The organism is Treponema sp. R8-4-B8 (assembly GCF_054786175.1).
The window spans coordinates 93,288-113,554 of sequence record NZ_BDHE01000484.1; the positions used below are offsets into that span (position 1 = coordinate 93,288).

Here is a 20,267-nt window from a genome sequence, read left to right on the forward strand (position 1 = left end):
TAACTTTGCGCCTTTGCGCCTCTGCGAGAGAAAATTTGAGAATAATGCTTTGTAACTAATATTTATCCCTAATAGAAATATCGCTAATTTTAGAAATATTGTTAGCTGCCATGTATTTGTGTAAGCCGTCAATAATTTCTAACATTGTGTGGGGATTGGAGAAAGTCGCGGTTCCCACTTGAATGGCGCGTGAGCCCGCCATGAGGAATTCAAGCGCGTCGTTTGTGCAGGAAATCCCGCCCATTCCTACAAGGGGGATATTCACTTTTAAATCCTTTAAAGAGTCATATAATTCCCACACAATGCGGAGGGCAATCGGTTTAATCGCGGGACCGGATAAGCCCGCTATTATATTGTCAAAAACAGGCTTGCGTTTTTCAATGTCAATGGCGATAGCCCTGAAAGTGTTTACAAGAGATAGCGCGTCCGCGCCGGCATTAACGCAGGCGAGGGCTACGGAGGCAATTGAAGGACAGTTAGGTGAAAGTTTTACAATAAGCGGCTTATGGCGGCAGGCGCGGCGGACAGCCACGACCAACGCGGCGGAAGTTCCCGGATCAAGTCCAAATGCAAGGCCGCCGTCTTTGATATTCGGGCAGGAGATGTTTAGCTCGATCATATCAACTGAAGAGCTGTCCAGCAGAGCGGCGCCTTTAACATATTCATCGGAAGAAGAGCCTGAAAGATTGGCGATTATCACGGGACCAAGGCGGCGCATATAGTCAAGATCGTTTTCTATAAATGATTTAATGCCGGGATTTTCAAGTCCGATTGAATTTATCAGTCCGCTTGGAGTTTCCCAAACGCGCGTCCCCGTGTTTCCCGGGCGCGGAATAAAAGTCAGTCCCTTTGTACATATTCCGCCAAGAAGCGAAATGTCAAAAATCGTGCTGTATTCCCTTCCTTTGCCAAAAGTCCCCGAAGACGCAATAACGGGATTGTTAAATTTTACGCCGGCGATTTCCACCGACATGTCAACTTGGTTTTCGTTTGAAGTTGCATTAGTATTATCACTCATTAAAAATCACCTCACGCGCGGAAAAAATCGGACCTTCCATGCAGCAGCGGCGGTTTCCGTTTATTGTTTTTATTGTGCAGCCCATGCACGCGCCTGTGCCGCAGGCAAATTTGTTTTCCATAGAAATAAAACAGGGAACGTTTTTCTCTTCGCATTTTTTCTTTAAAACGCTCAACATAAGAGTAGGGCCGCAGCCTAAAATTACGTCAAAATCCTGCGGTGAAAAAATAAAATCGGTAATCTTGCCGATAAGGGCGTTTCCGCCGTCTTCCGCGGAAATAGAAAAACGTTTTGAGTTTACGGCGTGTCCCATAACGGCGTTTTCCTGTTCTTTTTCCCTGAAACCTTTTTTAAAACCGGCAAAAAAATGAAAATAATAATCCGGCTTTTCGCCGACAAGGGCGGCAAGCGGGGCGACTCCAGCGCTGCCGCCGACAAGAGCGGCCTTTCCGTTTTCAGGAAGGAAATCCGACCAACAGTTGCCAAAAGGCCCCGTTAGCTGAATATTTTCCCCCGCCTGGGCGCAGAATAGTTCTTCAGTCCCCCTGCCTTTTTTCTGTATAAGAAATTTTACCGTATTTGTTTTGGCGATATATTCAAATACGCTGATAGGGCGCGGCAACAAAACGCCGCCGCGCAACGGTTTTATCATAAAAAACTGACCGGCTCTTGGCGCCGGTTTTTTCCATGAAAATTCAAGAATAAAATATTCATCCGTAACAACGGTATTTTTTTCAAGTTCGCATACAATACTTAGACTCATTTTTTATTTCCTTGCCTCTTTAAATATATCATCTCTCATAACAATTACTGCCTGCCTTGCCTTTTCGGCGGCAAACAAATTATCAGCGTTTTCGCTTCCTTTTTCTTTCTGCCACGCGGTAATAATCGACCTTGACGCGTTCACAACGCCGCCGTTTCCATCCTTTAACAATAACGCCGCGTCCTTCGCGCCGCCTCCCTGAGCGCCGTAACCGGGTATCAGAAAGAAAAGATCGCTGTAATTCGCGCGTATTTCAGCGGCTTCGTCTCTTTCCGTACAGCCTGTAACAACGCCAAAAAGCCTGTAGCCGTAATTTCCTATGAAATTCTCGGAAAACGAAGCTAATTTATCACCAACACTATGATATAAGCGTTTTCCGCCGCCAATTTCAAGATACTCAAAGTCCCTCATCCCGGCGTTACTGGTTCGCATTAATACAAAAGCACCTTTTCCCTTATTTTGGGCTTCTTTTAACCACGGCTCAATAGAATCTAAACCCATATAAGGGCTTAAGGTTACAAAATCAGACTCAAAATCGCCTGAAAAATGAGCTTTTGCGTACCTAATAGCGGTATCCGCTATATCGCCGCGTTTAATGTCCGCGATAACAAGGCAATCCTTACTTCGAATATATCTTAAAATATCAGAATAAACACGAAGACCGTCAAGTCCTTTTTCTTCATAATAGGCAATTTGCACCTTAAAACAGGCGCATACGTCGCAAACTGCGTCAACTAGTGTCCTATTAAAAGCCAGCACGGCCTCAGCGTCATTCCGCGCCCTACGCCTCTCCAACTCAGGCACATAATCTGCCGCCGTATCCAGCCCAACGCAAACATTCCCTCTCTCTTTCACTCTCTCAAACAATTTATCAACATTAAACATTCACATTATACTCCAAAATATTTTTCGAGAATACTCTCACAAAGAACACAAAGGAAGAGAAGGACACAAAGAGGAATAAAGGGTTTATGTCCGCTATCTTAGCGTGAAGCTCAAGCTTAGCCTTCAGACAAAAACCCCTTTCCCCCCTTTGTGATCTTTGTACCTTTGTGATCTTTGTGTGAAGTTCTTGCGAAAAAAAGTTCATTTAAAGTCTCCAGCGGAGATGATTTCGTCGCAGTACTCGCAACGGTAGGTGCGCTGTTCTTTGTTTTCTAGGTGGAAAACATGGGTTAAATATTTTTCCGTGGAACTGATACAGCGCGGGTTTTTGCATATAAGCACATTTTCCACTTTTTGCGGAAGCTGGAGTTTTATTTTTTTGGTTACTAGCTCATTTTCTATGATGCTTACGGTAATATTTGGGTCGATTAAGCCAAGAACGTCAAAATTAATTGATATTGTATTGTCTATTTTGATAATATCCTTTTTTTCGCATTTTGTTGAATTGGCGTTAGCTACAAACGCCACAGTATACGGAACTTTATCAAGCCCAAGCCAGTTAAAAATACGGCTTCCCAGCCCCGCCTTAATGTGGTCTATAACAATGCCGTTTTTAATCTTCTCTATATTTAACATTCGCTAACCCCCAGTATAGAAGCAAGTAACGCCATGCGGACATACATTCCGTACTTCGCCTGTTTAAAATATGCGGCTCTAGGATCGCAGTCAATCTCAACGGAAATTTCGTTCACGCGGGGCAGGGGGTGCAGAACAATCATTTTTTCCTTACCCATAGCCATTTTTTCGGTATTAAGAACGTATGTATCCTTCAGGCGGATATAATCATCCTCGTTAAAAAACCTCTCCCTTTGGACTCTGGTCATGTACAGTACGTCCAATTCATGCATTGATTTTTCAAGGTTTTCCCTTTCTTCAAAAGCGATATTCTGCTTCATTAATATGCTCTTTATGTATTCAGGCAGGACAAGTTCGTCAGGAGAAATAAAAATCAGTTTTATTTTGGGATAACGCGCCAGAGCTTTAGCTAGAGAATGAACCGTGCGCCCGAATTTAAGGTCGCCGCAGAAACCTACGGTAATATCGTCAATTTTCCCTAAAAGACGCTTTATTGTAAGAAGATCGGTAAGAGTTTGGGTAGGGTGGTGGTGTCCGCCGTCACCGGCGTTTATCACGGGAACGGAAGAATAACGGCTGGCAAGGAGCGCCGCCCCCTCTTTGGGGTTACGCATCACTATCGCGTCGGCGTAACTTGCCGCCATGCGGATTGTATCGGCAAGGCTTTCACCCTTAGAGGCGGAACTGGAACCGGGTTCGGCAAACCCCAGACAGCTTCCCCCAAGTCGCAGCATGGCTGCTTCAAAACTAAGGCGAGTCCTTGTGCTAGGCTCAAAGAACAGGGTAGCCAAAAGTTTTCCCCTTAGGCTTTCCCTAAGGTACTTTTCGTCTTTTTCTATCAACTCTGCAAGCGAAAAAAGACAGTCCATCTCACTTAGTGAGAAATCTTCCGGCTCTATTAAAGACCTTCCTTTAAGCATTTTAACCTCATTGTAAACCTGACCACTTTGTAAAGTGGTCAGGCTATCTTAATCGAAGTCTCCGCGTAGCGGAGACAAACCTCATTTTAAGTCTGACCACTTTGTAAAGTGGTCAGGTAATTTATCAAAAAAAAACCGCCCTTTTAGGCGGGTTTCTTATAATGATGATTTTTAAGTTCACAATAATCATAGATGCATTATACCCAAAATATAATTTTTTATCAAGAGAAAAATAAAATTTTGATAAATTTTCTTTAAATTTTAATGCAAATTTCTTATATTTGAATTATAATTAAGGAAGAATATTATAATTTTGCGAAGAAATATTACATTCATGTTTAAAATAAACATGAAGGGGGCTTAAAATGTGCAAAAAAAACCTGTTTGTTTTCGCACTGTTTTTGATTATTGGAAGCAGTCTTTGGGCAGGCGGCGGAAAAGATAATGTATCCAAATCGGCGGAGGATCCGTCAGGTTTTACAGATACGTTGGATATTTCAGAAAAAAAACCCGGAAAATACAATTATTATCTTGAAGCTAAGGACAGAGCGGGCAACACAACCCTTGCGGGGCCTGATAATATCTATATTGATCCAGAGTCCGATCTTCCACGGACTACCATAATTAACCCTCTGCCATATATGCGCGTTCAGGGTAACATGAATATAGTCGGCATCGCGTTTGACGATGACGGCATTAAAAACGTGGAAATCGCCGTTTATAGGGGAACGGACGGCAGAGGCGAAGAAATAGTTCGCGTAACGGCAAGCGGGACGGATTACTGGTCGTATTTCCTTGACACGTCGGACGGGGAGATTTGGCGTGACGGAGACTATACCGTAAAAGCATGGTCTACGGATATAAACGATCTTTCAGGCGTCGCGGATAAATACCCTAACGGGGATAAAGTACCCGTAAAAAAACAAAAAGTCGCGGTAGTTTACTGGAGGCTTGACCGCAAAAAACCGGAAACAATTATAACAAGCCACGCGGTTGGCGCCCTTGTCGCCGGAAATATACGCCTTGGCGGAACAGTTACCGACGGTAACGGCATAGCCGCTTTAAATTATTCAGTTGACGGAGGAGAGAAGTACCTTCCGGCAAAATTCAAAGTGGATAAAAGAAAAGGCAATAATACATGGGAAATAAATCTTAATACAAAACAATTTAAAGACGGCCCTGTCGTTATCTGGCTTAAAGCGCGAGACGGCAACAACAGTATCGGAACCGCCGCGCATCTGTTATTTGTAAATAATACCGGCCCCGACGTAAAAATCGTGTATCCGGAACCCGGCTCTACGGTAAACGGAATTTTCTCCATAGCCGGTTACGCGAAACATCCCGTTGGGCTTAAATCAATAACATGGAAAGCCGGAACCCAGCAGGGAGAATTTGAATTACTGCCCGGGAATCAATGGTGGTCAGCGAGTGTGGACGCGCGCGGCTTAAAAGGCAATTCAATTGATGTCGAAGTTAGGGCGGTTGACGTTTCTGGAAATGCGACCGTTTCAAAACAAAAATACAAAGTGGATCAAGCGGCAGATATGCCAGTAGTAAAATTAACGGCGCCCGTACCCGGAGTTCTTAATAACAAACTTGGTTTAATCGTAAAAGGAACCGCGACAGATAAAGAAGGCGTAGCTTCGGTATTTTATTCGCTTGACGGCGCTCAGCCTGAGGAAATACCGTGTAACGGTTATTTCCAATTTATAATTCCCACTCCGACAGAAGGAATCCATTTCCTTGACGTTTGGGCAAAGGACATTACCGGAGTTATTGGAAACAAAGTGCAGGTAAAAGGCATTGTAGTTTCAAACGCGGTAATACAGCCAAGTATCGCTTCTGTTTCATGGCCGGAAGGAAAAGTTACAAAAACTGATATTTTCAATACCGGCATGAAAATCAGACCTGTCCCAAAAATGACTATGGCGCTTTCTTTCAAAGCCGCAGCCGCGCCCGCGTCGGCTACTATTACATTTGGCAGCCAATCGCCGGTAAATGTAAAATTGGCAGGCTCAAAAGAAGTATTTACGGCGGCAGTTCCAGTTCCATCTTTGCAAGAAGGCCTTTTGGAAATTATATTAACGGCTACCGACCGTCAGGGAAAAGTGTTTACATACAGCGAATTTGTTTATGTGACAAATCAACCGGCAGATGACGAGGAGCCTTTCAGCGCTTCTAATAGTTCATTTACATGGGTAAGGCAGAATACCCTAAATGACGGGCGCATATTATTGAAAGAAGGCGAAACATTGATGGGTATCAGTTCGACTCCTGTCAACAACGCAACTCTTCAAGGCACAGGGGCGAATTTATTAAATGTGACTGTTGACGAAAAGGGAAGGGTATTGCTTACCGCCGCAAACGAAGGCGAAGCCGGCCCTCTGACGCTCAGGCTAGAAGTTGACGGCGGCACATTTACAAGCGGCCAGTTCAGAGTCGTCGCGGAAACCGCTGGACCCGTTATCACATTGCAGAACATTGAAAATTACAAGTGGGTAAAAAACAGCGTTCCTGTCACTTTTAACATAACAAGCAGAAACAAGGTAAGCGCCGTAGACGTGTCCTTAGACATGGGAGACAACTGGCAAAATCTATTAACGGCGGCTGAATTGACGGCTATTCGCGCTCCTGTAAACAATAATTATTCAAAAACATTGGATATTACAGCCGCTGAAGACGGTTCGATCAACATATTGATAAGGGCGGCTAACGAATCAGGTTTTGATTCTGTCGCGAATTTTACAGTGCTAAAAGACACGCAAGCTCCGCAGGCGCAGACTATTATGCCAATCGCCGAAGCCGGAGTAAACGGCACAATACGCCTTGCGTTCGCGGTAGAGGAAATGGGCGCCATTCAGTCCATTAAATACAGCAGAACCGTTACAACTCCGGCGAGAGCGGCGACTCCCGCTACCCCGGCGGCTCCGGGAAGACCGGCGACTCCCGCTTCTCCCGCCGTTCCCGCGTCTACGACAAGTCAGTCGAAAGAGATTTTTAACGATACTCAATGGGATAAAGATTACGCGCCGCGCTTCTTCGAGGTGTTGATGGATTCGCTGGAAATGCCGCTTGATAAGGACATGCGTTTTACATTTACGGATAAAGCCGGAAATTCAAGCGAAGTCGCTTCATGGTCATTTATAATCGATCAGGAAATGGACGTTCCCGTAGTGCAAATAATCCTGCCTTTGGATAGCGAGGTAATTACAAATGATTTCATCGTTTCAGGCGTAATGTTTGATGATGACGGAGTTAAAAAGTACCAATGGAAAATAGACAATAATCCGTGGCAAACTGAGGACGCCGAATACGGTTTTTCAATCCCCGTAGCGCTGACAACGCTGACGGATAACGAGCATACGATTTCTGTAATTGCCGAAGATATTTACGGCGTAAAAAGCCAGCCCGTTACGCGTGATTTCCGCGTGTCGTTGAATGAGCCTACGGCGATAATGACATATCCGCTTTATGATACGGTATTAAAAGAAGGGATAGAAATAAAGGGGACTGCTTCCGACAAGAACGGCATTAAAGAAGTGAAAGTTTCAGTAGATAACGGAAATTCATTTAACGTGGTAAAAGGAAATTATGGAACGCCGACTGAGACAATACAATGGTCGTATCAGTTTAACACCACGATTTTAAAAGACGGCCCGCATGTCGTGTTTATAAAAGTATATGACAGGTATGAAATACCCGCCACTTACGCGTTTATGATCAATGTTGACAATACCCAGCCTGAAATTATTTTGGACAGCCCCGGAGACGGTTCAATCACCGTTGGCAATATTTCGGTAATGGGCCGTATTTTGGATCCCAATTTAAAAGAAGTAAGCATAGAGCTAAGAAGCCTGGACGGGTTTACAATTCCCGCAAACTTAAGGTTAAGGAAACTTGATTTAAGCTCGATGATCAGGGAAAACATCGATATTGCGGCGATGGCAGACGGGCAGTACAATGTCGCGATTATCGCCACTGACAGGGCTGGAAACATGACCCGTCTTTCACGTAACGTGCAGATGGCGCGGCAGACTTACAGAAACTACATAGAAATCCTTTACCCGCTTGAAAACGAAGAGACAAGCGGCGAATTTAACCTGTATGGCTTTGCGGGAGGCGCGAATCCGGCGGGGACTGTAACGTTAAGAGTAAACGGAATGGATTTGGACACGGCTCATGTTGACGATTCGGGTTATTTCGTCTTTAAGATGAACGGCGAAAAACTCAGTACCGGAGCCAATGCTATTACCGTAAACAGCAATTTCGGAGGCCCGACTCTTGTTTCATCGCGCTCTTACAATTTGGTTTACAGGGACGGCGGTCCGTGGGTAACGATAGACAGCTTTAAGTTTGCGGAATTCGCCTATGAAAGGCCGTATCTGTACGGGCGCACGGGATACGTTTTATCGGAAGAAGACAAGGAACTGCTTGCTGACAAGAAAACTGACAAAGCCATTAAAGACAAAATCAGGGCAAAAACACCTGATTTTACCGAAATAAGTTTTGATAACGGAAGATCGTTTATAATGACAAGCAAGTCCGCGGCAAAAAATATTAATTACCGTTACAGGTTAGAAGACGGTGAAATGGCTGAAGGCTACCATTATATTGTAGTAAGAACAACAATGAAAAACGGCGAATTCGCCCTGACAAGAATGTTAGTCCAAGTTGACAAAACAAAACCTGAAATCCGTCTTATATCGCCTGAAGCCGGAAACCGATACAATCAGTCTATCGCGTATTCCGCTTCGGCGACTGACGACATTGAACTTGTAAGCATGACATACCACCTTCGCAAAGGAGACAAATCCGCTTACGAAGTGCCGGGCTTCTTACAGGGGCTTTATATTGAAGGCGTAATACCTCCGTTCTACAGACAGCTTGCGGTTTCAAACGGTTTTCAAGAATGGGCGCCAACAATGCCATTTGCCGGAGGCGCGACATACACTGATTTTGGCCTCGGTTTAAGCTTCTTTGACGACAACGTAAAAGTACAGGGACAATACGGTTTTATGACTCAAGACCTGTACGAAGCGCTTGGCGGTGAAGGCGCGGTTCGTTACGGCGGAGACATTATCGGCCTAAAGATAATCGCGAGCGTTTACACATTGCCTCTTGGCTCGGTATGGGGCCCAGACTTTGACTGGCTTTACGCGTCAATCTCCATTGGAGCTAACTTCTCGCTGTTTAACTTCTTAAACAAAGAAAATCCAAAGTTTTCGCCAAATAAAAACGGAGATCCCGTGTATTACACCCAAAGCGGCGCGTCAACATGGTTAAGCGCGTTGATATTGCAAATTGAATTCCCGAAAGTGACTATTCCAAAGAAGAAAGCTTTAAGAACATTCAGCTTATTTACAGAAGGGCAACTTTGGTTCGTACCAACCGACATAAACGCCGAACAGATGGGCATAGAGACAATGATTCCGCATGTGATGATGGGGTTAAGAATTTACATATTCTAAGAATACTAATAAATGAAAAAGGGGCTGTCGGATGACAGCCTCTTTTTTTATTTTTACGGAAGAAGTTCACAATTTAGCGATAATATCAGGAGATAGTCCAGTATACTTATTGATCTTAGATACAGGCATATTATCAGCCTTCATTTTTCGGGCATTTTCAAGCTTTTCTTCTTTACGTCCTTTTTTGCGTCCTTCTCTACGTCCATCTTTAAGGGCTTTACGCTGAGCGGTAACCACTTCGTCCTGATAGTCCATATCGCATTTTATCCGATAAGATTCGCGTATGTAGTCTAATTCCCTCTGCGTGAAACCTTTCATCGTTTTTACCGCCATCGCTATGCCCTCCTCCTTATTGATTATATCAACAATTTTAGACCTTTTTCCGGTATCTGTCAAATATTGGAAAAATACCGCCCACAGTTCCGCAGTTGTCATCTTTTCTATCGGTTTTTCAACTATAGGTTTCGTCTTTTCAAGTTCAACGGTTATTATTCTGGTTTTTCCTCCCAAAGAAATTCGGGTTTTTGGATCATAGTAAATAAAATCATGTATGAGGTCATTGTCAGGGAAAAAATTTTTCTTCGCCAGAATTGCGATTTGATATGTCTTTTTCAAATCGACATAATTTTTGCCTTTTCCGTGAAGCTCCTGCCCAGCGAACAGCCTCGCGGCGTGGTACTCAAGACGAACATGTTCATTTGCCTTTGGGTTAAAGGACATTTCGACGTTTATAAGCTCCCCTTTTTTTGTTTTGCAGGCGATGTCGAAGCGCAAATATCGCTGCCGCAGATCGCTGACCGGCGGTTCGTTGGCTGTGATTGTCCCCACCGTAATAACACTGCCTATAAGCGCCGAAATCAGATCGGACAGCGCGGCTCTTGAATAAGCGGTGTCTCTGGTGAATACGGCTTTGAACACCGGGTCATGGCGGATGTCAAAGACTTGAGTCCCGCCCTCGAAAGGGAAGGGTCCCCACTCGTACTGGACAGGATTTTGAATTTTAGATTTCATTAGGTCTCCTTAACAACAAAATTGTTGTTACCTATATATGGCGCGCGGATGCGTGGCGCTTGACTGTTTTTAAAAATTTTTGAAAAAATGAATAAGAATTTCTACCACGAACTACATGAACCAGAGCGAACCTAAAGAACGAAGAAATTTATTATAAATACGCGTGTAGTAGCCGTAGGATCAGGGGTTTTTGTCCGTTATTTTTTGTCCGTTATCTTATCGTGAAAGCCCAAGCGTAATTTTTGAACAAAAATTCCCTCTTCGTATCTTCTTCTTCCTTTGTGTCCTTATCTTTCTTTGTGTTCTTTGTGAGAAAATTTTTCAATATGATTCTTCATATACAGGAGGAACAAATGGTCTGCTATTGATACATTTTGATGGTACAAATAAAACACATAAATTTTATATTGAGAGGTTAAAATAAACCAAGGAGCCTTTTGGCTCCCTGTAGGCTCCCGAAACTACAAGGCCGCATCGGGGGGTGGCTACGTTATCGTTCATCACGATACGCACCGTTTTGATTAAACAAAACGACTAATGAATTAAATATATCGTAATTTTATTAATCTGTCAATATCATTTTTTAGAATTTGTTAAAGAAATTCTTTATTTTTTTTAATTATAGTCAAGCAAAACGGGAAATACATACCAATATAAGGATGTTTATACCGAAGAACATCACACAAAGAACACAAAGGAAGAAGAGATCACAAAGAGGAGAGAAGGGATTTTTGTCCGTTATTTTATCGTGAAGTCCCTGCGTAATTTTTGAACAAAAATTCCCTCTTCCCCTCTTCTTCTTCGTGCTCTTCTCTTTCTTTGTGTTCTTTGTGAGAAAATTTTTGGAAAATTTTCAATATTTGACAGATAAGGAAAAAAGAGCTAAAATTATTGATATAATTAATAGGGTGGAATGTATAGCGATGGCGACGGAAATTTTATCGAAAATAACGCAAGATGAGATAGAATACGCTCGTATGACTACGTTGATAAAAAGCCAGCTTGACTACCAAAGCGGAATGGTAGAAGCTAGACGAAGTGGTATTAAAGAAGGACGTGAGGAAGAACGTCAGTATTTCCTTGAGTTGCTAGATCAAGGCTTGTCTGCCGATGAAATAAAAAAACGACTGAGAGATGGTTAATCAAATGGATGATATAAAAGTTAAACTTATTAATATAATTAACCGAGAGGAAGGTATAAGGATGGCGACAGAAGTTTTATTAGAAATAACAAATGACAAGGAAGAATACGCTCGTTTGTGTGATGAAATAATAAAAAACCAACATGACTATAAAGACGATATGGTAGATGCCATGCGAGATTGGATCAAGAAAGGCGGAAGAATAGACTGGGAAAAAGCCCGTGAAGAAGACCGTAAGTATTTCCTAGAATTATTAGGTTACGATTCGGCTAAAGAGGAAATTAAAAAACGACAAAGAGACCAATAACAGCTAGACAGTACCACAACAAAAAACCCGGTCAAAGTACCGGGCTTTTTTGTTTTGAGTGACAACCCCCGCTGTCAGTCTTTGGCTGAGAGTTTGACACGTCGGTCATAAATATGTTACCGGAAGATTTACGGAAAAACTCACACAAATAACACAAAGGAAGAAGAGAACACAAAGGGGAGAGAAGGGGTTTTTGTCCGTTATCTTATCGTGAAGCCCAAGCGTAATTTTCGGACAAAAATTCCTTCTTCGCATCTTCTTCTTCCTTTGTGACCTTCTTCGCACTGTCGGCTGCCTAAAGGCTGCCTTGCTTTATTACAGACAGCGAATTTTTTTGGTGCTCTCGCTATGCGGCATTTTTCATCTTCACTGCTTCGCAGTGCGTTTATCTAGCGTTCTTTGTGTTCTTTGTGAGAAAATTTTGTGATGTTTTTTTTTAATTTTTTTTATACGCCTAACCTTGACATTACATTTTAAAAAAGATAAATTAAATAATAAAGCATATTTGAAGGAATAATTATGCCGGTAATTAGGAAAAAAACGGATTTATTGAATAATTTAGAAGAATTAATCGGCAAATTAGAACTTTATCATTCATTACAGATGGGATTGGATCAGATAAATAATGGTGAATTTATTGAAGAAGAATAGTTTATGGCATTTTTAGATAATCTGGAGTTAATATACCATATATAGAAAAATAATCTCTATAATTTACAATAAAAAAAGAAGGAAAGGTTATATATGTCTCGTTATGATGAATGGATTGAACGAGCAAAAGGCAGTCTTGAATTAGCGCAATAACCTATTGAATAAATTCTGATATATTGAGTATTATAGTTATATGCCAACAATTTCAATGTTTTATGGTATACTAATTAGAATGTATTTGGGGAAAAAAGAACATAATCCCCCGCATATTCATGCAATTTATCAAAACAAAAAAGCTGTTTTTTATATAAAAATTGGTGAAATAACTGAAGGAAATTTACCTAAAGACAAAGAGAAATTAGTCTCTGCTTGGATAATTTTACACTAGGACGAATTATTGGCTGATTGGGAATTAGCCCAGAATGGCGAACTTCCATATAATATTGATCCGTTAAAATAAAGAGAACGAAAATGTATTTATCTATAAAAAAAGTAAAACCATTAAGCGATTACAATTTGGAACTTACCTTTGAGAATAATGAAATAAAAATATTTGACGTAAAACCATATTTAGATACAGGATTATTTAAGACATTAAAAGATGAAAAAATATTTAAGAAGGTAAAAATAACATATGATACAATAGAATGGCCTAATAGAGTAGATTTAGATCCGGAAGTATTATATGAAAAAAGCAAGATAAAAAAATAGGGAGCGCAATATTTCGCATAACCAGACCGGTAAAAACCTGCGTAATTTTCGGACAAAAATTTTTTCATCCTCCGTGTAACTTTGCGTACTTCGAAATCAAAAAAGAATAAAACCACGGAGGACACGGAGTTCACGGAGTTTAAGTCTGATAATCTTTCTTCCTCTCCATGTCCTCCTAGCTATCCAAAAAACAGCAGTCCTCTGTGGTTAAATTCTTCCCTCCCTGTCCCCAATCTAATCCCTGTGTAAGGCTCTTCCCCACTTTCCCCCCTTTGTGTCCTTCTCCCCCTTAGTGTTCTTTGTGTGAAAATTTTTGGGTATTAATTCAAAAAAAAGCGGACAAACGCAATCGCGCCTGCCCGCTCGCTGTTACCGTTATTCGCTATTTTCCCGGAATCCCGCTCGTCATGTCGTCCTTAAGAATAGCGCCTTCATAGTTAACGTTAGTTTGATAACCAACCAATATTGAATTGGTTATGTTAGTTGTCGTCAAACCAGTACCTGATATTGTTCCAGTGCTGGGAACTCCGTTACAGATAAATTCGTTCGATACCGGCACGTTGGCGACAGGGACGGTCATTACTTCCCATTTGCCTGTAAACATATCACTGCCGTCTGTTCCTGCTGACAATGTGGAGCTTTTCTGCCAAGCTACCCTGATGGAGTTTTTGGTTTCCGTAAATGAACCGTGGAAATATGTAATGTACGGAGTAGTGCCTCTTACATTGATCATAAGTTTTGTTCCCGCCGAAAGGAAGGTGTCTACCTTTACTGTTGTAACAGTTCTGGGGTTTGTAAGTGCTGTTGGTGAACTGGTGATGTTTGTAATAAGGGCGTAATACACGCCGCCGTTATTCAAATCATAATAAGCAAGGTGAACATTATTGCTTGAATCAACCGCCATGTCTACGTGAGCGCCCTTACCTGTATCAACTACAAAGGCATTGTCTTGCCATTGTGTTTGTGTAGTTACAACTCTTGACGTATTGTTACTGTCGTTGTAACCATTAGTAGACGGCGTACCGCTACCATAGGATAAGTATAATGTATTCTCATCATCATACCATGCGATAAGAGGTCTTCCGTCGCTCAAGAAGCCAACTGCCGTATACATACCGGCTTTTTTCCCGGTTGAACCAGTTGCAACTACTACAGCCACACTAGAAGTGGTTGCCGCATCAGAACCAGCAGTTGCCGTATTTTCAATATTACTGGAATTAGCACCACCGCCAACATTACCGTAAATTATATTGACGGTTTTTTTATCTCCATCGTAATAACCTATTAATACCCTGTCAGCATTACCGTCTGATCTATTATTACCTGTTGTACTAGTAGATAGAACGGCGACACGCGGTATCTTAAAACGATTACTGTTGGCTTGTATCTCTTTTACAACAGGAATTGCCGCTGGTGTAAATGTTGTACCGGTGGAAGTAACAGTAGCAGTACCATTTTCAAGGCTGCGACCAAGAAAGAAAGGATAGCTGGTAGGTACGCCTTGTTGTCCAGTGGTTGAATCAGTACCCATTGCATACCATGAACTATTAGTATTACTTCCAACGACAGTTGTATTGTACATTCTATTACCCTGCGCGCGCGCGACTTGGTAATTAGTACCATTTCTGTTTACATTTAATCTTCCATTACCTGGACTAGGATAATAACCGTAGCTTAACAGAAGGGTGCTGTTACTGGTTATTCTCATAAAGGGATTGAAGATTGTGGATGAAGCGTTATTATCAATATAATTTGTTGTCCACACATAGATGTAACGGCTGTTGTCTAGGATGTTGTTGTTTGTGTTATTAGGCTCCTTATTGTAAGCGGCGGACGTGTATTTGTATAAACTGTTATTGAAGGAAGGAATATTATTTGTCTTAACTTCAAGATTGCCTGATGAAAGAGAGGCAGAAACAGTACCTTTTATGGAAGTGTTATCTCTGCTGGTAACAGTAACATAGTTGGTTCCTCCTCCTATTGTTACGTTGTTAGTGGCGGTATTAGTGTCGTCAGTTCCAAAGTTAAATCCATTAATTGTGATTGTATCGCCTTCACGCACCGGATAGCCGCCTAACGCTGAACGGTTAAAGGCGGACGGTGCTGTATTATAGGCTCCGGTTAACGGGGTTATTATTTCCGATATGTATGGGACAATGTTTACATTTTTTACCGAGGTTGCGGTTAAAGGCGTGTCGTTACCGTCGTAAACCTTAAAGGTAATATTAACATTGTTTTGAGCGACGGTACTGATCTTTGAACTGTCCCACATAAACTGCCATACTAGCGTATGACCGTAAGGAAGAGAGAACTGCGGGGCGTCATCTTGAGAATATACAAGCCTGAATTCCCTCTCTCCGAGTATAGTATTTGTCGGATCCGGTCGAAGCAAACTGTTTTCCGGATTTCTTGAAGCAATTATTATCTCGCTATCACCGTTATAACCGGGAATTTGAACGGTTATTTTATTGATTTGGTGGTTGTCATTAACTTTACCGTTAAAAATAACTTTGCCGCTTATATTCGCCGTAGTATTAGGCGATGAATGAGCTTGGTACTGAACATAACCATTTTTTACGCCGGTTGATGTTGTATCAACATAATCAGAATAAACAGCGTTGGCAAGAGGCGATAAAACGTTTGCGGTATAGTTTTGAACATTCCCCGTTAATGACTTTTCATGTTTTTGGCCAAAATTGGCTACTTCAATTAGGGGTGCAGTATTATCATTATTGTTTATAGATACTGTTAGCAATACCGCGTGGCCAAGCTGATCATATTCCGAGTGTACTGAGCTTCCTGATATGACCGTATCGTATACTTTTACGATAAACATCCCATCTGTCCTATCTGTAACTCCGTCAAAATTAGTAAATGTAAAAATGTTTGCGTCTTCAACATTTTGCGGACCTTGTTTTGAAATTTCAGTGAACGGATAAACGGTACCGCCATCTTTTCCTTCGGGAGGAGGAGCGGCGGCGGAAGAGGCAATAAAAACAGTGTTTTGACTGTTATTCGTAGCACCGTACTTGGTATAGTCCGTATATTGACTAGATGTGGCAATCTGATAAACTTTACCTCTTTCCATAGAGGTAGCAGGTATTGTAGCGCCTCTTGTAACATTGGTAACAGTAGCTTTTTTCTGGCCATTGCCCTTGTCCAACCCAAGCCTCAATCCAAAACGCCTATTGCGAATCCTGAAATCAGCGTCAGGAGTTTCAATTCTGCCGGTGCCTTCCGAAGTGTTGTTAATAGAATATCCATGTCCGCCGCTATTATCCAGGAACTCCGCCGGATAATCAAGTCCGCCGCTAAAGTCGATATCCGTTCCAATGTTAATATTTGTGATACGCGGTTTGTTGTTTTCGATATAGATGTCTTTCTGGTAATGGGTGGCGTTCCCCGCCGTATCCATTACGATATAATGCACCATATACGGGCCGTCGGGAAACTGCTGTGTTCCGCTTTCTCTATCGGAGATCATCATCCTCGCTTCCCATGTTTTATCGGTAAGGCCGATCCATTTCTCACCGTAAGTTCCGTCATGGTCATAGTCCTCTTTAGGATCATTTTCTGCGTTATCAATGACCAAAGCGGTTGGAGATGTCCATTTTTTACCGACGCTGTCATATTCAAGCTTAGGTATTCGATAGGTTGAGCTATTTGGGGTTGTTTGACCAGGCGAGTAATTCAACGAGGTATCCATAACATTTGGATGATCCATAAAGAATGAGTTGCCAGTTGTAGCAGCGGCGCTGCCGCTTGGAGTAAGGTAGCTGCCGTTCCCGCTTACAGTTCTGCCTGTCCATAATGTCGTACTGGTATAACTTATTGTCGCTTTCTCAAAGTACACCAGTACTCGTTCAAGCCCCTGTAGAGCGCCTGAACCGGTTCCCCAGTCCTGCGCCGTTCCCTGGACAAGGAAGAATTTATCGATATTTATATCATCAAACGCCATAATGGAAGTTTCAATAACCGCGCTCGGGTAGAAGTTGTCAATGCCTACCCTGAAATTGTTCGTCGCGGAAAAATTCTGCGCCGTATCGTCTTCCACTGTTATTTCCAAATTCATAACGCCGGTTTTCCCGTAACCTATTCCTGAAACAATGGAATTGATTGCTGTTGAATCGACAGTCATCGTAAGGGTAGCTTCATAACGAGCCTCAGAATTCATTGTGGGCGTGGTAATGTTCCATACTGCGCCGTTTTCCAGTGCCGTGTTACTGGTCATTAACGTCACCTGACTGTCATTGTTCACCTTTGCCAAAACTTTATTGATGCCGTCCAAGGCGCTGATTGTCATTGATACTACAAATTTCCCCGATGAGCTGATTCCTTCAACGTAATCGCGTATGTCAGTTCCTTTTGTAATCTTAATATCTTCGATCCTTGGCACTTTTGAACTGAACTTGACAGTCTGCGTCGTTATTGGCCCGATTATATGCGGCCTGATATGAGTCGGCTCGTCGGTGTCAATGGCGACAACGTCAAACCTTACGTCTACCGTTTCCGCGTCTCCGGGAGGATTGAGTTTTCCATCCCCGTTTACTGTTGCAGTCCAGTTTACGGAAAGGCCGTCGCCCACTAAATTAAGCTTGAACCAGCCGGCTTCGTCCCGCACGCCGCCGCTCTCAGGAGCGGGATATGACGCGTCAGGATAGAACTTTTCAGTCGGGGGGACGGTAGGTATGTACCAATAATCGTCTCCCGATGTTCCGTCTTTGTGAATCCTCATAAGCACGGTGTGCATCCAGTAATTGTCTTCCGCCGTTCCCGTTACGCGGACGGTGCCGCCTACGGTGCTGTTTTTTTGCGGGTATATTATGTTCACCTGCGGTTCGTCCAGAAGCGGGTCTACGCAGAGCTTGTAATGCACGATGTGAAAATTTTCCGCGTTGTCTACTACTTTTACATAGAAGGGCAAATAAAAGCGGTCTCTTTCATCGGTTTCGGAATTTGAACCTGAAAAATTTGCCAGATCGCTTAATTCCTGGGTTATCTCAGAATGGTCTCCTTTATAACCGATAGGGTAGTTCACGGTATATGTCCACGCGTAGGACGTGCCGCTCCACGGGGTTACCGGCGTTGAGGTATTCAACCTGGTGTCTTGCCAAATGACAGCGTCATCGTAATGGGCGTCCCAATAGCCTTTGGGATCAGAATCGTCGCCGAGTTTTCCCACATGATAATAAATCCCCTTTATGTTGGATTTGTCATTCGGAGTTCCCCCTACAGATATGGTTCCTGTTACCCACTTTGGAGATTCCGACGGATAGTAAACGGAGTACATTCCGCCGTTTAACGTTCCATCACGTATATTTGTTAAAACTACCGGCCTGTCAATTACCACTTCAGGCGGCGTAATGTCATAAGTGAAATTCTGGTATAAATACGGGCCAGGCTTTTCTAGCTCGTCTTTTGCCCTGAGTCTGACGGACATTGTCCCTTCCTGCGGATTTTTCCATTTTTTTACTTCCTCAACCGGAATTGTCAGTATGTATCTGTAAGGGCTGCCCCTGTCGGGAGGCTGGAAAACAGGAGTATACGGTCCGCCTATTATATTTTCATCCACTTCATTGGCTTTGGTTATTATATACGCCGCAACAGGCTCGGTAGGATGCAGTTTATTTTGACTGCTTACTAAAAAGTCAACAACCAAGTCCTTAGCGCCATTGTAGTATTGGGGGCTGTCCGTTACCTGAATAATAGGTATGTCCGAGGCAAGGTAATTTATCTCTATGTATTTTTTTGAAGCCGTAGTCGCCCCGTGATCCGTCCTGTTGGGATAGTAATTTTCATTTCCAAAAAGGTCTTTGGTCACTATCCTTATGCGGTATTTACCGATTTTAAGGTTATCCACCAGCTCGTCATCTTTCGGTAAGCGATAGCCGCCGGGAGCGTCGGCATCCTTATGAAGCTTTAACATCGGCCATGAAAACTTTGTCGCAGTTAAACCGGGTTTGGGATTGGGAACGACAAGGGAGCGCCATGTTCCGTAATATTCATTTGTCGGTAAAGGCAGTCCGTCTTCGTCAATTTCATTAAATTCGGCGGGGTCGGCCGGCCAAATCAATATCTTAGGATAGCCTTCTGCGATTCCGTAATTATCGGTGGCCAAACCTAAAAGTTCAAAACCCATGTAAAGCGGGTCAGTGTTTATCAGGTTGTCAAGGAAAGCGTCATCGTCCCAGTTATTGTCAGTTACAGCCGGCATATTCAACTTAATCTGAGGCGGAAGATTTTTTATGAAGTAGACCATATCGGTAGTAGTGGCTTTATTGCCGTCAACGTCGATGGCGGTGACCCACGCCGTGATGGTGCCGTCTTCCATGCCGATAGTGTCAAGATCAACATACCATTTTTGGTTCGCGTCGTCAAAAAAAGCGTCAATAATTTTACGGGTTTTTTCTTGTGTCGCGCTGTCAATATATTCGACTTCCATGTAAACTTTTGCGATGCCGAATTCCTGTTCGACATCCAGCCATATTCTGTTGCCGTTTCCCGCGATAAAATCGCCGGGTTTGTTTTCGTCTCCCGCCGTTTTGATGACAGGCTTTTCGGTGTTTACCTTTGTGCCCAAGCCAATTGAGTTATCGCAAGTTGTAAAAATTAAAACCGACATTAAGAGTAATAAAGATACTTTAATAATTGACTTCATAAAAGTCCTCCTTAAATAAACACCTAAAACCCCGGCGTTTTTTATTGTTTTTTTAAAATTTCCGCCGTTTTGGACAGAAATTAATATTTTTTACATT

Annotated in this window: 13 protein-coding genes; 6 read left to right on the forward strand and 7 right to left on the reverse strand. The window is 42.7% G+C overall.

The features are described 5' to 3' along the window. Positions 1-55 precede the first annotated feature (55 nt). The 5 genes from ACYVRA_RS11570 to pyrB all read right to left on the reverse strand — a co-directional run bounded on the left by ACYVRA_RS11570 (position 56) and on the right by pyrB (position 4,222). Entirely contained in the window at positions 56-1,018 is a 963-nt protein-coding gene (locus tag ACYVRA_RS11570; protein ID WP_461252862.1) for a dihydroorotate dehydrogenase, read from the reverse strand. After that, positions 1,011-1,781, reverse strand: a complete 771-nt coding sequence (locus ACYVRA_RS11575; protein WP_461252863.1) for an iron-sulfur cluster-binding protein — start codon at positions 1,779-1,781, stop codon at positions 1,011-1,013. The genes ACYVRA_RS11570 and ACYVRA_RS11575 overlap by 8 nt, the downstream gene beginning before the upstream one ends. 3 nt (positions 1,782-1,784) lie before the next feature. Next, positions 1,785-2,666 carry an orotidine-5'-phosphate decarboxylase gene (gene pyrF, locus ACYVRA_RS11580; protein ID WP_461252864.1) on the reverse strand — a complete coding sequence of 294 codons (882 nt, stop codon included), beginning with the start codon at positions 2,664-2,666 and terminating at the stop codon, positions 1,785-1,787. 201 nt (positions 2,667-2,867) lie between these two features. Next, on the reverse strand, positions 2,868-3,302 hold the full coding sequence (locus ACYVRA_RS11585; protein ID WP_461252865.1) for an aspartate carbamoyltransferase regulatory subunit: 435 nt from the start codon (positions 3,300-3,302) through the stop codon (positions 2,868-2,870). Continuing rightward, positions 3,296-4,222 carry an aspartate carbamoyltransferase gene (gene pyrB / locus ACYVRA_RS11590; RefSeq protein ID WP_461252866.1) on the reverse strand — a complete coding sequence of 309 codons (927 nt, stop codon included), beginning with the start codon at positions 4,220-4,222 and terminating at the stop codon, positions 3,296-3,298. Before pyrB ends, ACYVRA_RS11585 begins: the two co-directional genes overlap by 7 nt. 365 nt (positions 4,223-4,587) lie before the next feature. Between pyrB and ACYVRA_RS11595 the strand changes: the two genes are divergently transcribed. Next, positions 4,588-9,690 carry an Ig-like domain-containing protein gene (locus tag ACYVRA_RS11595; protein ID WP_461252867.1) on the forward strand — a complete coding sequence of 1,701 codons (5,103 nt, stop codon included), beginning with the start codon at positions 4,588-4,590 and terminating at the stop codon, positions 9,688-9,690. 66 nt (positions 9,691-9,756) lie between these two features. On the opposite strand, the gene ACYVRA_RS11600 is transcribed toward ACYVRA_RS11595, so the two are convergent. Continuing rightward, complete coding sequence (locus ACYVRA_RS11600) at positions 9,757-10,701, reverse strand: Rpn family recombination-promoting nuclease/putative transposase (protein WP_461252868.1); 945 nt, start codon at positions 10,699-10,701, stop codon at positions 9,757-9,759. Between the two features lie 842 nt (positions 10,702-11,543). Here ACYVRA_RS11600 and ACYVRA_RS11605 point away from each other — a divergent pair. From ACYVRA_RS11605 to ACYVRA_RS11625, 5 genes are all read left to right on the forward strand, one after another. Beyond that, positions 11,544-11,843 carry a hypothetical protein gene (locus tag ACYVRA_RS11605; protein WP_461252869.1) on the forward strand — a complete coding sequence of 100 codons (300 nt, stop codon included), beginning with the start codon at positions 11,544-11,546 and terminating at the stop codon, positions 11,841-11,843. Positions 11,844-11,847: 4 nt separating this feature from the next. Next, positions 11,848-12,150, forward strand: a complete 303-nt coding sequence (locus ACYVRA_RS11610; RefSeq protein WP_461252870.1) for a hypothetical protein — start codon at positions 11,848-11,850, stop codon at positions 12,148-12,150. Between the two features lie 519 nt (positions 12,151-12,669). After that, a complete protein-coding gene (locus tag ACYVRA_RS11615; RefSeq protein ID WP_461252871.1) occupies positions 12,670-12,801 on the forward strand; it encodes a hypothetical protein in 132 nt (43 codons plus the stop codon). A gap of 193 nt (positions 12,802-12,994) precedes the next feature. Beyond that, positions 12,995-13,189, forward strand: coding sequence for a DUF4160 domain-containing protein (locus ACYVRA_RS11620; protein ID WP_461252872.1), 195 nt, complete (start codon positions 12,995-12,997; stop codon positions 13,187-13,189). Positions 13,190-13,272: 83 nt separating this feature from the next. Continuing rightward, positions 13,273-13,512, forward strand: a complete 240-nt coding sequence (locus tag ACYVRA_RS11625; RefSeq protein ID WP_461252873.1) for a DUF2442 domain-containing protein — start codon at positions 13,273-13,275, stop codon at positions 13,510-13,512. Positions 13,513-13,894: 382 nt separating this feature from the next. Here ACYVRA_RS11625 and ACYVRA_RS11630 read toward each other — a convergent pair whose 3' ends face one another. Next, positions 13,895-20,170, reverse strand: a complete 6,276-nt coding sequence (locus ACYVRA_RS11630; RefSeq protein WP_461252874.1) for a hypothetical protein — start codon at positions 20,168-20,170, stop codon at positions 13,895-13,897. Between the last annotated feature and the right edge of the window lie 97 nt (positions 20,171-20,267).